11 protein-coding genes are annotated in these 15,165 nt (G+C 40.5%); 2 read left to right on the top strand and 9 right to left on the bottom strand.

Going from position 1 to position 15,165, the window contains the following annotated elements; translation table 11 throughout:
* Window positions 1-3 precede the first annotated feature (3 nt).
* From MURRU_RS05500 to uvrC, 3 genes are all read right to left on the bottom strand, one after another.
* The gene (locus MURRU_RS05500) at window positions 4-786 is read right to left on the bottom strand and encodes a DUF3108 domain-containing protein (protein ID WP_014032441.1); all 783 of its coding nucleotides are present in this window, start codon (window positions 784-786) and stop codon (window positions 4-6) included.
* 336 nt (window positions 787-1,122) lie between these two features.
* A complete protein-coding gene (locus MURRU_RS05505) occupies window positions 1,123-3,390 on the bottom strand; it encodes a patatin-like phospholipase family protein (protein ID WP_014032442.1) in 2,268 nt (755 codons plus the stop codon).
* A gap of 3 nt (window positions 3,391-3,393) precedes the next feature.
* Window positions 3,394-5,187 carry an excinuclease ABC subunit UvrC gene (uvrC, locus tag MURRU_RS05510; RefSeq protein WP_014032443.1) on the bottom strand — a complete coding sequence of 598 codons (1,794 nt, stop codon included), beginning with the start codon at window positions 5,185-5,187 and terminating at the stop codon, window positions 3,394-3,396.
* A 476-nt stretch (window positions 5,188-5,663) separates the two neighbouring features.
* On the opposite strand from uvrC, the gene MURRU_RS05520 reads away from it, so the two are divergent.
* On the top strand, window positions 5,664-6,227 hold the full coding sequence (locus MURRU_RS05520; RefSeq protein WP_014032445.1) for a 5-formyltetrahydrofolate cyclo-ligase: 564 nt from the start codon (window positions 5,664-5,666) through the stop codon (window positions 6,225-6,227).
* On the opposite strand, the gene MURRU_RS05525 is transcribed toward MURRU_RS05520, so the two are convergent.
* The 4 genes from MURRU_RS05525 to ileS form a co-directional block, all read right to left on the bottom strand.
* On the bottom strand, window positions 6,215-6,865 hold the full coding sequence (locus MURRU_RS05525) for a lipoprotein signal peptidase (protein WP_014032446.1): 651 nt from the start codon (window positions 6,863-6,865) through the stop codon (window positions 6,215-6,217). The two genes, MURRU_RS05520 and MURRU_RS05525, sit on opposite strands and share 13 nt — an antisense overlap.
* Window positions 6,866-6,898: 33 nt before the next feature.
* The gene (locus MURRU_RS05530; protein ID WP_148261484.1) at window positions 6,899-7,459 is read right to left on the bottom strand and encodes a DUF4097 family beta strand repeat-containing protein; all 561 of its coding nucleotides are present in this window, start codon (window positions 7,457-7,459) and stop codon (window positions 6,899-6,901) included.
* An 88-nt stretch (window positions 7,460-7,547) separates the two neighbouring features.
* Entirely contained in the window at window positions 7,548-7,931 is a 384-nt protein-coding gene (locus MURRU_RS05535) for a TraR/DksA family transcriptional regulator (RefSeq protein WP_014032448.1), read from the bottom strand.
* 3 nt (window positions 7,932-7,934) lie between these two features.
* Complete coding sequence (gene ileS / locus MURRU_RS05540; protein ID WP_014032449.1) at window positions 7,935-11,336, bottom strand: isoleucine--tRNA ligase; 3,402 nt, start codon at window positions 11,334-11,336, stop codon at window positions 7,935-7,937.
* A 180-nt stretch (window positions 11,337-11,516) separates the two neighbouring features.
* On the opposite strand from ileS, the gene MURRU_RS05545 reads away from it, so the two are divergent.
* The gene (locus tag MURRU_RS05545) at window positions 11,517-11,810 is read left to right on the top strand and encodes a hypothetical protein (protein WP_014032450.1); all 294 of its coding nucleotides are present in this window, start codon (window positions 11,517-11,519) and stop codon (window positions 11,808-11,810) included.
* A gap of 177 nt (window positions 11,811-11,987) precedes the next feature.
* On the opposite strand, the gene MURRU_RS05550 is transcribed toward MURRU_RS05545, so the two are convergent.
* Window positions 11,988-14,408: a TonB-dependent receptor gene (locus MURRU_RS05550; RefSeq protein ID WP_014032451.1), complete on the bottom strand. Its 2,421-nt coding sequence runs from the start codon at window positions 14,406-14,408 to the stop codon at window positions 11,988-11,990.
* A 2-nt stretch (window positions 14,409-14,410) separates the two neighbouring features.
* A complete protein-coding gene (gene recO / locus MURRU_RS05555; RefSeq protein ID WP_014032452.1) occupies window positions 14,411-15,130 on the bottom strand; it encodes a DNA repair protein RecO in 720 nt (239 codons plus the stop codon).
* Between the last annotated feature and the right edge of the window lie 35 nt (window positions 15,131-15,165).

Genomic DNA, 15,165 nt, shown 5'->3' on the forward strand with positions numbered 1-15,165 from the left:
ACACTAATCCATTATTATTTTAAATTGGTTCTTTAACCCATTATAACCATCTAAATCTGCTTTTAAAGATCCTACGGCCAAATCTGCCTTGATTCGGATAGGTATTTTGTTCCAATCGTTGGAAACCCAAAGTGTAAGACTCTCTTTTTCCTTAAAAACACGACCGGACTGAACCAAAGGTCTAAATTTAAGACATTCTACCTTTCCATACTTGGTCCTGAGGATTTCTTTTCCCAAATATTTTAATTGAAACCTAAAAACCCCATCGTCGTCAAAAAGCATATCCAAATCGATGGATTCCCCAACCTCAAATTCTTCCAGGTTATAGTTGCTCCTTAAAAAGTAGGAAGCGGAAATCAAATCCTGAATCCCATCATGTATGGCAATGTTCTTTTTTGTATCATTTTTGTTATCAATCAGAATCGCTTTGTCCTTATCGTAATCAAATTCAATTTCTATGTCCTTGGTATAACCGCCCTCATCTATTTTTCTGATAAATTTATACGGTTTGCCATGTTTTTGGCCAAAATAGCTTTCATAAGTATCGTCAACCTTAAAAAAAATACTTGCAAATCCGGTAGTTTTCCCCTTACCTACAACATGATATACAGGAATATTGTCCAAATTTTCGGAAGTCAAGTGCAATGTGGCATAGCTGGCATTTAGGATGCCATAGTGTATCCTAAATTTTAGCCATTCCCCTGGTTTAAAGGCAGGGCGTGAACTTTGACCCATAACCGACATTGACAAAAGAAGCAATAGTGTTGGTATTATAATCTTTTTCATTTGCAATTTTATTGGTATAAAATTAGTAAAATCACTTTAGGGGCCATGCTGTTCACATATACTTAAACAAAACTTATTCCAAAATAGTATAAACAAAAAAAGCCCAGTCTCGAGACTGGGCTTTTCCTAAATAACCAACCAAACTTTAAATTATGAAAAACCAATACTTAAAGTTATAAGGGAACCACCCCTTATGTGGGTCAAAGATACGGCAAGGTTTTGTAGGAAAAAGTGTTTTTAACGGACTTTAACTAAACACTTATATTATTGGTTGATTTTACCTGTTTTTTTGACAAATTATTAAGAGAATTGGGCTTATTGATCGAGTGATTTTTATTAGAACCAATACCCAACACTGAAGAAAATATTGCTTTCACTAATCTCTGGAGACCAAGAATAGTAAACTTGAATTGGTCCTAGAAAAGATTCGAAACCATAGCCTACCCCATATCCTGAAAAACTCGGCTCTTTGAACCAATCCCCTGTTCTAAAAAGATCGTCGTTGATGTTGGCATAATTTGCGGAAAACAAAAAGTGGTGCTTGTAGGTAAATTCGTAATCCAAACGGCCATATCCTTTAATGTAACTATTGCCTGGCAAGCTAAGAAAATCGTAACCAAAGAAGGGCACAAAATTGTTTACAAAGTCGTTGCCAAAACCTCCCAGGATAAAATCAAAAGAAGTTACTTGCGAAGTTCCAAGCTTTACACCTCCATCCGCTTCCAGCTGTATGCTTAAGTTATTTAGCATTGAAAATGTGCCGCCAAACTTAGTCTTTGCTACGGCAAACTGGCTAAAATTATTGTTATAATCGGAAGAGAACGCGTAAAAGTGAAAATCGCCATCGAACAAAAGCCCTTTGGTGGGAAAGTATTTATCATCGTATGTATCCAGTTTTATTTGAGAGAACGCGCTAAAATAATTGGAGTTTTCAAAAGTAGTCCTATTGTTGGATGCTGACATCGCGACTTCCCCATCTGTATCTACTTGATTTAGTGTCCGGGTACTATAATTCAAGAATTTGTGCTCTGCCCCTATGGTAAAGGCAAACTCTTCTTGGAGAACGGTTTGCAGATATACTTGGTTCGTAAGGTCGGTCACATCTATATTAATTCTTTGGATATTGGGGTTGATCGGAACATTAAAGTTGCCTTGGATCAAAGAAAAATCGGTTTCCGCATCAAAATCGGTCAATTTTGAATTTATCCCAAGACTCCAGTAATAGCCCTTATCCAAATAATATTGCATGTTGTACCTAATGTGGTCGCCCAATATAAAATCAAAGGAAGCCACATCGTCCTTCATTAAAAAATTCTTTTTAGTGAGGTTGATCAATGCCGCACTTTTATAGAGGTCATCATAATGGGCAGACATTTTAATGTACATTTTGATTGGGTTTTCCTTGAGTTTTAGAATCAAGTCCGTACCCAGACCGTTCGATACAAGATCGTACCGGATTGCCTTAAAGTTTCCCGTTGCCGAAAGATTGCTCATTCCTTGCTTTAAATCATCAAACGAAATCTTCTCTGCCAGGTTAAACCTCAACTTACCTTTAATGTACCCTCTGGTGTATTGATCGTTACCTTTAATGATCATCCTATTGATGGTTAAGCTATCTACCATCTTGATTCTTTTACGGGGTTTTGGGGCCTCATCTTGACTTTGTGCTATTTGTTTTAGCTCATCCATTTTATTTTGGGCTGCAGCTTCCCCGCTCTTAACAATTTGTTTGCCCTTATCAAAAGCAATAACGGAGAATTGGTCAATGTCCGGCCGGATATACAAATCGGTTTCCTTGGATTTTTTCTTCATATCGTTCACCGTACGATAATTGTTGATCTGGAGCAATATTTCCGTAGCCGAAGAAAGTGATTCCCTTGTGGCCAGATCGTGTTGCACGTCCACCCCAATAATAATGTCTGCTCCCATTGCCTTTACTTGATTTATAGGGTAATTGTTCACCACGCCGCCATCGATCAAGATCTGTCCATCAATTTCTGCAGGTTCAAAAAGTGAAGGGAATGTCCCACTTGCCACAATGGCCTCGGGCAGATATCCTTTGTCCAACAGGACCTCTTCCCCAGTTTCCACATTGGTGGCCACACACAGGAAAGGTGTAGGCAATTTTCTAAAATCTTGCACATCTTTTACATGGTACAAGAGTTGAACCAACAAGTTGTATATGTTCTGTCCGCCAGAAATGGCTTGTGGGAAGGTTACCTTAAAATTCTCGAAGGGCAAGGAAAGGGCATAGCGTTCGGAATCCTCTTTCTCATAAAATGTTTTTGCACTCCGGGGAACGTTGTCCTGTATCAAATCGGTAAAATCGGTATTCCTAAAAATGGAATCCAATTGCTGGGCAGAGTAGCCCGATGCGTACAAAGCTCCAACAATGGCTCCCATACTGGTTCCACCAATATAATCCACTTTAACACCAGCTTCCTCAATAATCTTTAATGCGCCAATATGGGCCAAACCCTTGGCGCCGCCACCACTTAGTACCAGCCCTACTTTTGGCGACTTTTTATCCGTAGTGTTTTGGGCCATCCCTGCCACACCTATTAAAGCAATTAGAAGTGTTATGATTGTTAGTTTTTTTCGCATTGCTTACTTATGAAAAGTTTTATAAATTTTCTTTGCCTTGGACGCCCCAACGGAGGCCGTTAAAGTTTCCAGGGACGCTTCTTTGATTCGTTTTACCGATTTAAAGCTTTTTAATAGTTGCTGGGCGGTTTTTTCTCCTATCCCATCAATATTAACCAATTCTGAACTAATTGCACCCTTGCTCCTTTTGTTCCGGTGATGGGTAATCCCAAAGCGGTGGGCTTCGTTTCGGAGCTGTTGGATTATTTTTAAACTTTCCGACCTTTTGTCCAAATACAACGGTACCGGGTCATCCGGAAAATAGATTTCTTCCAAACGCTTGGCAATGCCAATAATGGCAATTTTTCCACGTAGCCCCAAAACTTCCAAACTCTTTAACGCTGACGATAATTGCCCTTTTCCTCCATCAATCACAATAAGTTGGGGCAGGGGTTCTTCTTCATCGAGCAATCTTTTGTATCGCCTAAACACCACCTCCTCCATACTGGCAAAATCATCCGGTCCCTCCACCGTTTTTATATTGAAGTGCCGGTACTCTTTTTTGGAAGGCTTACCATCTTTGAAAACAACACAAGCTGCCACCGGATTACTGCCTTGTATGTTGGAATTATCAAAACACTCAATATGTCGTGGCTCCTCCGAAAGCCGTAAATCCGACTTCATTTGTGTCATGATCCGTTTAGTATGGCGGTCTGGATCGGTAATCTTGATTTGCTTTAGCCTATCCTGCCTATAAAACCTCGCATTACGTTCGGACAGGTCTAAAATTCTACGCTTATCGCCCAATTTGGGCAAGATCATCTTTAAATCATCATCCACCGTAACCGGAAAAGGTAGATATATTTCCTTTGATTTTGAATTGAACCGCTGTCTGATCTCGGTGATGCCCAGTTGAAGCAATTCTTCATCGGTTTCATCAAGCTTTTTCTTTATTTCCAAAGTATGCGACCTAATTATGGCCCCGTGGGAAATCTGTAAAAAATTTACATAGGCGTGGGTTTCATCAGAAATAATCGAAAACACATCCACATTGTTGATTTTTGGGTTCACTACGGTAGATTTGGCCTGATAATTTTCCAGAACTTCAATCTTGTCCTTCACACGCTGCGCCTTTTCAAACTCCATTTTTTCAGCAAAATCCTTCATTTGTTGTTTAAAGGTCTGTATGGAGTTTTTTAAGTTTCCTTTTATGATTTGCCTAATATCTTCTATCTGGTCATGATACTCTTTTTCGCTTTGAAGTCCCTCGCAAGGCCCCAAACAATTGCCCAAATGATAGTCCAAGCACACCTTGTATTTTCCTGCTTCAATCTTCTCTTCGGAAAGGTCGTAGTTGCAGGTACGCAATGGGTACAGGCTTTTTACCAGATCCAGGAGCGTCCTCACCGTTTTCATACTGGTATAGGGGCCAAAGTATTCGGAACCGTCCTTAATCAGTTTTCGTGTGGAAAATACTCTGGGGAACCTTTCATTTTTAATACAGATCCAAGGATACGATTTATCGTCCTTGAGCAAAACGTTGTACCTGGGCAGTAGTTTTTTAATGAGATTGTTTTCCAATAAAAGAGCATCCGACTCCGTAGGCACCACAATATGTTTAATGGAATGAATCTTCCTTACCAGTACCCTAGTTTTGCCATACTCTTGTTTTTTATTGAAATAAGAGGAAACCCGTTTTTTAAGGTTTTTGGCCTTGCCCACATATAAAATTTTTCCATCGACATCATAAAATTGATAAACTCCAGGATTATTGGGTAGCGAACTTAACTGTACTTCTAAAGATGTTGATTTGGACATAAGTAGTTCTAAAAATGAACTGTTTTTGACTTTATAACAAAGTTATATTTTAATTGCGGTGATAATTGTTAAACTTGATGAATTCACGTTTTGCGTTGATATTTGATCGTTCTCACTTTAAATTCCATCAAAAAGTACACAAAATCAGAATTTTGGCTACTCAATCCCAAACAAGGGTTTGTCCCTAAAAAAACTATGGGAATTGGACAATTTAACGATTGAGGTTTGGTTTAATTTGTTAAACAGTTGCTAAAAACTGTGCATTTCATCGATAAAAAGTGCATTTCATGGTAAAATTTTCAATTGTTTTACTTACATTTAACCGTATAAACATAATCCTATGGAAAACTATATTATCGTTTTGGGAATGTACTTGATTTTGATGCTTTTCTTCAAAATATTTTTCTCCGTTGCAACCAACAAAGGAGAATAATGCTCCATTGCCCAAAAACAACTCCAAAATTTTCAACAGTTAAATGTTGAAACGTGAACTTAGAAAAAAATACAAAAATCTGAGAGCAGCTATTACTTCTGCAAAAGCCTCAGATTTAAGTTTGGTGTTAGCCAACAATATACTCCAAATCCCTATCTGGGATTTTTTTTATTACCATATATTCCTAAGCATTGAGGAAAAAAGCGAAGTGGACACTTTGCCCTTGATAACACTTCTCCAAGGAAAGGATAAAAACGTGGTGGTTCCCAAAGTGGTAAGCAGCAATTCCATGGAAAATTATTTGCTCACCGATAATACTGCCTTTAAGAAAAGTGCTTGGGGCGTACCCGAACCTATGGATGGCATTGAAGTCCCTGAAAACAAAATTGATGTAGTTTTTGTACCATTACTGGCTTTTGATGCCTTGGGCAACCGGGTTGGATACGGAAAGGGCTTTTACGATACCTTTTTGAACAAATGCCGCAAGGAAACCATAAAAATTGGCTTATCGTTTTTTGAAGCTGAAAGCGAACAAATTACCGATGTCCATGAAAACGACGTAAAATTGGACTACTGCGTTACCCCAAAAAAGGTTTATACATTCTGATCGGCAGCGGCCTCTTTCTTATCTTCCTCCTTTGGAAATGCTTTTTTGTTGAATACGATCAAAATTCCCACCCCTGTACTTATTGCGGTATCGGCAATGTTGAACACAGGCTCAAAAAAACGAAAACGTTGACCTCCCCAAGAGGGAACCCAATCTGGCCAAGTGGTATCCACCAAAGGAAAGTACAACATGTCCACCACCTTGCCATGAAACAAACTTCCGTAAGGCTCTTCCGCAAAAAGTGTAGCAACTTGTCCGTTACTGTGGTCAAAAATAAGCCCGTAGAAAACCGAGTCGATAATATTCCCCACAGCTCCTGCAAAAATCAAGGAAACCGCCAAAATCAAAGTTTTGGGTGATTGTTTTCTAATAATGTCCCACAGCCAGTATCCGATTCCAAAAACGGCAAAAATTCGAAATATGGTCAATATCAATTTTCCTGCTGGTTCGGATATGGGCAGCAAATCACTCAATTTTGTACCCCAAGCAGCGCCTTCATTCTCAATAAAAAGTATTTTGAACCAACTGAAAACCTCATTCGCCTCACCCAATATAAAATTGGTTTTGATATAGATTTTACTGATCTGGTCCACCAATAGGATCAGAATGATGATAATAAGGGACTTCTTTAAATTCATTCTTCTATTAAAAGGATTGCAAAAATATGGATATTATTTTGTTTTGGTCAGGAAGATGTCGCCTTCTATCGTCTTCAGAACAAATAGATTGTGACCAAAGGGTATTGTTTCCTTCTCTACTTTCCCGTAAGTGCTCTCCGCAACAATATCTCCACTCGGTGCAGTTACTGTAATATCCCCTTTTTGGGTGGTCACTTTAACAGATTCGGAAACATTCTCCAAGGTACAGCGCCCATCGGACAAAGTAACATTCAAATCTTCATATTTTCCCGAGACATACAAATTGGTATTGGTTCCAAATACATCTACACTTTTGTATTCCGGTACACTAATTTCCAAAGCTATGGAAACAACTTTGTGAGCACTGAGTTTGTCGTTGGGGTTTACAAAAAGGGGTTGAAAGCCTGCACTTATCATAGCGGTGGTCCCGCTTTGCTCAATAGAAATCAATAAATCTTTGGCATATTCCCCCTCCATACTTGCTGAGACTTGGACCTCATCGGACGATGCGGTCTTTAAATCAATTCGGTAGCAATATTGGGCATCAATTTGAATGGTTGCTGTTCGGGGACCAATAAAGGCTTTCCTTACCAATTTTTGCCCGTGAACATGCACGAGCGTAAAAAAAACGAACAAAAACAATAGTGCCCTCATAAATAAAAAACGCCCGAAGGCGTTTCAATTACTTCTGCATGTTCTTCGCCTCAATGCTCAAAGTAGCATGGGGCACAAGCTTTAATCGCTCCTTGTTGATGAGCTTTCCGGTAACCCTGCAAACACCATAAGTCTTGTTCTCAATTCTCAATAGCGCATTCTTTAAGTCGCGGATAAATTTCTCCTGACGGATGGCCAATTGGGTGTTCGCTTCCTTGCTCATGGTCTCAGAGCCTTCCTCAAATGCTTTAAACGTTGGTGAAGTATCATCTGTACCGTTGTTACCATCGTTCATGTAGGAGCTCTTTAAAAGTTCCAAGTGTTTCTTGGCCTTCTCTATTTTTTCCTCTATCAAAGCCCTGAATTCTGCAAGGTCCTTGTCGGAATATCTTACTGTTGAATCTTCTGCCATTTTCTAATGTTTTTGAATAAACAATTTTGTATTCACTTCATCAAAGGCAATTGCTATACCTTCTTCAAGTTTTTCTTCAAAGTTGAGCTCGGCGGTCAAAGTTTCCGTTTTGATGTAATCCTCGTTACTGGAAACCGCATTTTCCACAAAGCCGTCCTTCAATATCTTAATATCAATTTTATCAGTCACCTCAAACCCGGATTCCTTTCGAAGATTCTGGATTCGGTTCACTAGCTCTCTCGCAATACCTTCTTTTCTTAAGGTTTCATCTATGGTAACATCCAGAGCTACGGTCAACGGCCCTGAACTGGCCACCAACCAACCTTCAATATCTTGAGAACTTATATCTACATCGGTTAACTGTAAATTAACGGTTTTATTTTCCAACTGTAGCAATAATTCTCCCTCGCGTTCCATTTTTTGTATGTCCTCTTGACCCAATTTTGATACTCCGGCAGCAATTGCTTTCATATCCTTACCAAATTTTGGGCCCAAAACCTTAAAATTGGGTTTTATTTGTTTTACAAGAACTCCTGAAGCATCGTCCAACATCTCAATCTCTTTCACGTTTACTTCGGATTTCACCAAATCGGAAACGGCTTCAATATCGCTTCTTTGCTCATTATCCAAAACTGGGATCATGATTTTTTGAAGCGGTTGGCGCACCTTTATTTTCTCCTTCTGACGGATGGAAAGCACCAAAGAAGAAATTTTCTGGGCCAACTGCATCTTACGCTCCAAGTCTTTGTTCACCATATTGGCATCAAAAACAGGGAACTCTGCCAAGTGTACACTTTCAAAACCATCCTTTTTGGTCGTGGCATCCAGATCCTTGTACAACTGGTCCATAAAAAATGGCGCGATCGGCGCGGATAATTTGGCCACGGTCGCCAAACAGGTGTAAAGCGTTTGGTAAGCCGAAATCTTGTCCTGTTGATAATCCCCTTTCCAGAAGCGTCTTCTGCTCAAGCGAACATACCAATTGCTCAAATTCTCCTGAACGTAATCGGAAATCATCCTTGCTGCCCGGGTAGCTTCATAATCTCCGTAGGCTTCATCCACATTTTTGATCAAGGTGTGGAGCTCGGACAAGATCCACTGATCAATCTCTGGCCTGTCCTGTAACGGAATATCGGCTTCGGAATAATCAAATTCATCAATATTGGCATAAAGCGCCATAAAGGAGTAGGTATTGTACAGTGTTCCAAAGAACTTTCGTTTTACCTCAACAACGCCTTCAATATCAAATTTCAGGTTGTCCCAAGGGTTGGCGTTGGAAATCATGTACCAACGTGTGGCATCGGGACCATGTTCTGGCAACACCTCGAACGGGTCTACGGCATTGCCCAATCGTTTGGACATTTTTTTGCCTTCCTTGTCCAAAACAAGCCCATTGGAGACTACATTTTTATAGGCGATGCTATCAAAAACCATAGTAGCAATCGCATGTAGGGTATAGAACCAACCACGGGTCTGATCCACACCTTCAGCGATAAAGTTGGCCGGAAACGCTACGCCATCATCAATAAATTCCTTGTTCTCAAAAGGATAGTGCCATTGTGCGTAGGGCATGGAACCACTATCGAACCAAACGTCGATAAGGTCTGCTTCGCGCTTCATGGGCTGTCCGGATGGGGAAACCAAAGTGATGCCATCCACTATATTTTTATGCAGGTCGATTTTGTCGTAGTTGGACTCGCTCATATCACCCACTACAAAATCCTCAAAAACATCCTTCTCCAACACACCCGCCTCAACAGCTTTGGCCATTTCTGACTTTAGTTCTTCCACGGAACCTATCATCAGTTCCTCCTTACCATCTTCGGTTCGCCAAATGGGCAATGGAATGCCCCAGTATCTTGATCGGGATAGGTTCCAGTCGTTCGCATTGGCCAACCAGTTCCCAAAACGCCCTTCGCCAGTGGATTTTGGTTTCCAGTTGATGGTCTGGTTCAGCTCGAACATACGATCCTTGACATCGGTTACTTTGATAAACCAAGAATTCAATGGATAATACAAGATGGGTTTATCCGTACGCCAGCAATTTGGGTAACTGTGCACATATTTCTCGACCTTAAAGGCCTTGTTCTCTATTTTTAGTTTGATGGCAATCTCAACATCAACAGACTTTTCGGGCACTTCGCCCTCATCATAGTATTCGTTCTTTACATATTTGCCGCCAAACTCCTTCATTTCGGGTCTAAACTTGCCTTGAAGGTCCACCAATGGAACTGGATTGTCATTTTCGTCCAAAACCAGCATCGGAGGCACTTCTGGTGTGGCCTGTTTTGCCACCAAGGCATCGTCCGCACCAAAGGTGGGCGCGGTATGTACAATTCCCGTACCGTCTTCGGTGGTTACAAAATCCCCGGAAATTATTCTGAAAGCATTTTCTGGGTTTTGGTAGGGTTGCACATAATCAATCAACTGTTCGTACTGGATGCCGACCAAATCCTTGCCTACAAAAGTTTCTCCTACCAAATATGGAATCTTTTTATCACCTTCTTGAAATGATTTCAGTTCTTCCTCTGTTTCAACTTTGGAGAATTTTCCAGAAAAGTTATAATTCACCAGGTTTTTAGCCACCACCACATTGATGGGCTCAAAGGTGTATTGGTTGTATGATCTTACAAGTACATACTCAATTTTTGGCCCTACGGTCAAAGCTGTGTTCGATGGAAGCGTCCAAGGAGTGGTTGTCCATGCCAAGAAAAAGATATCCCCCTCAACTTTCTTTAAAACCGCTGGAAGTGAATCGGTTTTAGCCTTGAATTGAGCCGTAACCGTGGTATCCGTCACATCCTGATAAGTACCTGGTTGATTCAACTCATGTGAGCTCAACCCTGTACCCGCCTTTGGCGAATAGGGTTGAATAGTGTAGCCTTTATAGATAAGCCCTTTGTCGTAAATCTGTTTTAACAACCACCAAACGGACTCCATGTACTTGGACTTGTATGTGATATATGGATTGTCCATATCCACCCAATACCCCACTTTTTCGGTCATCTCGTTCCAAACGTCCGTGTAACGCATTACCGCTTTTTTACAGGCCGCATTGTAATCTTCAACCGATATTTTCTTTCCAATATCCTCTTTGGTAATGCCAAGCTCCTTTTCTACGCCTATCTCTACAGGTAGGCCGTGGGTATCCCATCCCGCTTTTCTTTTTACCTGAAAACCCTTCATTGTTTTGTACCGCGGAAATATATCCTTGATGGTACGCGCCATTACGTGATGGATCCCGGGCATTCCGTTTGCAGATGGTGGGCCTTCATAAAATACATAGCTCTCCTTGCCCTCCCGTGTGGAAACGCTCTTTTCAAAAATCTGTTTGTCCTTCCAAAAGTCAAGAATTTCTTCAGATACTTTTGGCAAATCCAATCCCTTATATTCCGCAAACTTCATATACTGCTTCTTCTACTAGAATTCAAGTTTGCAAAATTATAAATTTAGATGGAATTATACCCTGCATTTTTGCATTAGAATTCACTTAATTCCCTTAACCTAAATATGATAAGCGCCAAATCACTTCTTAACATAAATTTCCTTATATTGATTCCTCATTAACACTTAACCATATAAATCATGAAAAAAGTACTAATTGCCGCAATGGCATTGACCTTGTCCGTGTCTGTTATGACTTCCTGTAGGGACACTAAGGACAAAACCGAGGAGGCTTCTGAGGAAGCTGCAAAAACCTTGGAAGAGGCTGGTGAAGATTTAGAGAAGGCCGCAGAAGATGCTGCAGATGCCATGAAAGAAGCTGGCGAAGATGCCAAAGAAATGGGCGAAAAGGCTCTGGACAGCATTAAAAAAGCTGGTGAAGAAACCATAGATGCCACAAAAGAGGCTGCGAAAAAAGCTATTGATAGCATGTAGCTCTAAACGGACTCACGGCAAAAAGTCTCAAAAAAAGAAGAGGGTTTCTAAAAGGAGGTTTCCGTCAACCTGAACTTGTTTCAGGTTCTCATAACAATTGGTTTATCAGCATAATGAGATTCTGAAATGAATTCAGAATGACGCATTTCAATACTTTTTAGAAACCCTCTTTGCTTTTTAAAATGCATATCCCAATCCCAAAACCAAGTTAGTCCCTGGGGCAGTAATACCCGAAGAATACATTCGATACCGTTGGTTCGTCATGTTTTCCAGACTCACAGATGCCTTTAAAGCATTGGTTATTTGATATTGTGACCTAAAATTTAAGGTGTACCAAGATGGCGAATAGGGGTTTCCATTGGCATCGCTCGCATACATATAGGTTTTGCCCTGTTCGGAAATCGCCAAATCATTGTTACTTACCTCTCCGTTATAGTTGACGAATACATCTGCTTTTAATTTTTGATTCTCCCAAATCAAATGTACATCGCCAAAAATGGGTGCGGCGTGGCGGGAAGGACTATCGGTTCCATCGTCATCCTCTTCCACTCCCTCCGTTAGAGTTAAATTGGAATTTAACGACAGGTGTTCGTTAAAATAGGCTTCCAATCCAAACTCAAAACCGTACACATAAGCCTTGGCCGCATTTTGTATTGCCTGCACATTGCTGGGTTCCCCATTGTACTCAATTTCTGTTTGACCGCCGAAAGAAAAATCTCTTCTTACCAACGCATCCACCAAATAAGTATAGTAGGTCGTTCCCTTGAGTACCAACACATCATTAAAGTTTTTTCTGAGTCCCAGCTCGCCATTATAGGCATATTCGGGTTCCAAATCGGGGTTGGGCACTACTACCGAGCCAGGTTCGGAGTCAAATATTTTACCGATATCATCAATATTGGGTGCTCTAAATCCAGTAGAACCGTTCAAGGTTACCTGTAAATCGGATCTTGGGAACCAGCTAAGCCCCAAACTTCCGGTAAGGGCTCCGGTTACAATATCTGCCTCATCAAAAGGAAAGGGGTAATAGGTGGTATCGAAAATAGCATTTACCCAAACTTGGCTATACCGGATTCCCGATAATAAAGTAAGGTTTGGCTTTAATTGATACTCTCCATTTATATATCCGGCCAAGGTTTGCCATGTGGAACCATCGGGATATCTTGAAGCTGTTTCCGCTACTTCATCCGTTTCAATATTTTGCATGCTTCCTTTGGAATCGACCTTATTAAAGACATACTCGGCACCATAATATAGGTGCAGGTCTCCCATTTTCTTGTTTTCAAAATCCAAGTTTAAGGATAGGGCATCTACTTTTTCCCTGGTTGAATAAAGTTCAGGATCTTGAAAACCTCTGTCGTGTCGGCTTTCTTCAAAAAACTGATAAGCTGTGGTCAGTTTTACTCCATCATAGAATTTGTTTTTTCCTTTTTGGGTGATTTGAAAATTTCCCATGAACCATTTTTGTGGACCATAGTACCATTCTGCCGAACGAAGCCCTTTACCATCGCTGGTTGGACGAATTAATCTATCATATCTTGGGAAATCCGATGTTTCGGAATAATACAGTCCCAAATCGTAGTTCCAAGTGCTATTGGGTTTATAGGTAAACTTCTGAAGAAAACTTACTTGGTCGTATCCTGAACTCACCTGTTTTTTAGGATCATCATTCGCTACCAAAACATCGGTTCCGTTCTCACGAATCACATAATTGTTGCGCAAATAGGATTCAGGCCCGTGTTCGCCCATCTTCAAATCATCAAAATTGTTGTAGGTAAAGCTGGTATAGGACGCCCATTTTAGCTTTCCTAAATTAAAATCCACATGGGCGGTGTTCTCATTGTTAGCGGTTGAATATCGGTAGTTCACATTTCCAGAGAAAGCAAGGCTATCTGTAAAGGAAAAGCGTGGATCTTGTGTATAAAAATTCATCACACCACCAATGGCATCACTCCCATAGATGACAGAGCCGGGACCAAAGGTCACCTCCGTTTTTTTAATAGTGAACGGGTCAACTGAAATTACATTTTGGAGGTTTCCTCCACGGAATATGGCGTTGTTCATTCGAACTCCATCTACGGACAATAGTATTCTGTTGGTAGCAAACCCCCTGATCATGGGGCTACCGCCACCCAATTGACTTTTTTGCACAAATACTTTTCCGCTATTCTGCAAAAGGTCTGCGGAGGTCTGTGGTGCGGTAAATGCAATATTTCGGGCATCAAAAGTTTCAATTTTTTGGGGGATGTGCTTTTTTTGTTGCTCCCATTTGGAGACGGACATCACTACTTCTTGAAGTTCTTCTGTTTTTAGGTGGAGATAGACCCGATTGCCGCGCCTTTCTATTTGATTTTTGGTAGTGGTATAGGTTGCATAACTGATATGTTTAAAAGTGATTCTTTCATCTGGGGAAAAAATATCAAGTTCACTCTTTCCTCTGGCATCCGTAACTGTGGTCTTAGATTGGTCTTTGTTAAAAATGGCAATATTATCTACAGGTATTCCTGTGTCGGCATCTAAAACGGTTACTTCTTGGGCATAAAATGTTAAGGTAAAAAATAGAAGAATTAGAGTTAAGGTTGCTTTCAGGTTTTGCATTTTTAGGTAAATACTGCATTTAATACGGCGAGAGACTTTGGTTCCCGAAATCCATGCACATGTAAGTGGAAATACTGGATTATCGTTTTTAAGAGCTCTCGTCTGTTAGGCTTAGTTAGTTGTATCGCTTGTAACGCCTCAAAATTCGTGCCTAAAAATCTCTTGAAACTCTCCAAGTTTTCACTCTGGATCAAGGGATTAAGTGATGGCGTTTTACAGAAACGACCCTCCAAAAGATCAAAAAACGGCGAATTTTGGTAAGAAGTGTCCGGATAGAAGCCCAAATACTTGGTAAGATTGAGCAAAAACAGGATGTGAAAATTAGGCGAGAGCTTATGCCCATCCATCCAATGGAGGGCATACTCCAAATAATTGAAAAGACCCTCATCCTGCTCTTGTTCCTGAATACTATTTCCCAACATTTCAGCCAAAAATAGCACCACACTGTTCTTTACCACATCGGTGTGCATGGTTTGGTAAGGAATGGCCACCCTAACATCGCGGATACTTTCCAAAGTGCCCTTGTTTTTATGATGGGCCACAATCTCCAACTGCATTAGAGGGAGAAAATAAGCAGGTCTAATTTTAGCCTTTTTGGAAGCGAGAACTCCTTTTAGCAAATACGATTTTACTCCATCGGATTGTGTAAAGGCCCTAACAATAAGGCTGGTGTCCCCATATTTTAGGGAAGAGAGAACAATGGCCTTTGTTGTGATTTGCATGGGCTAAAAAAAAGCAGTTACCAAAAGTGTAAATT

This window comes from Allomuricauda ruestringensis DSM 13258 (assembly GCF_000224085.1).
Taxonomy (GTDB): domain Bacteria; phylum Bacteroidota; class Bacteroidia; order Flavobacteriales; family Flavobacteriaceae; genus Flagellimonas; species Flagellimonas ruestringensis.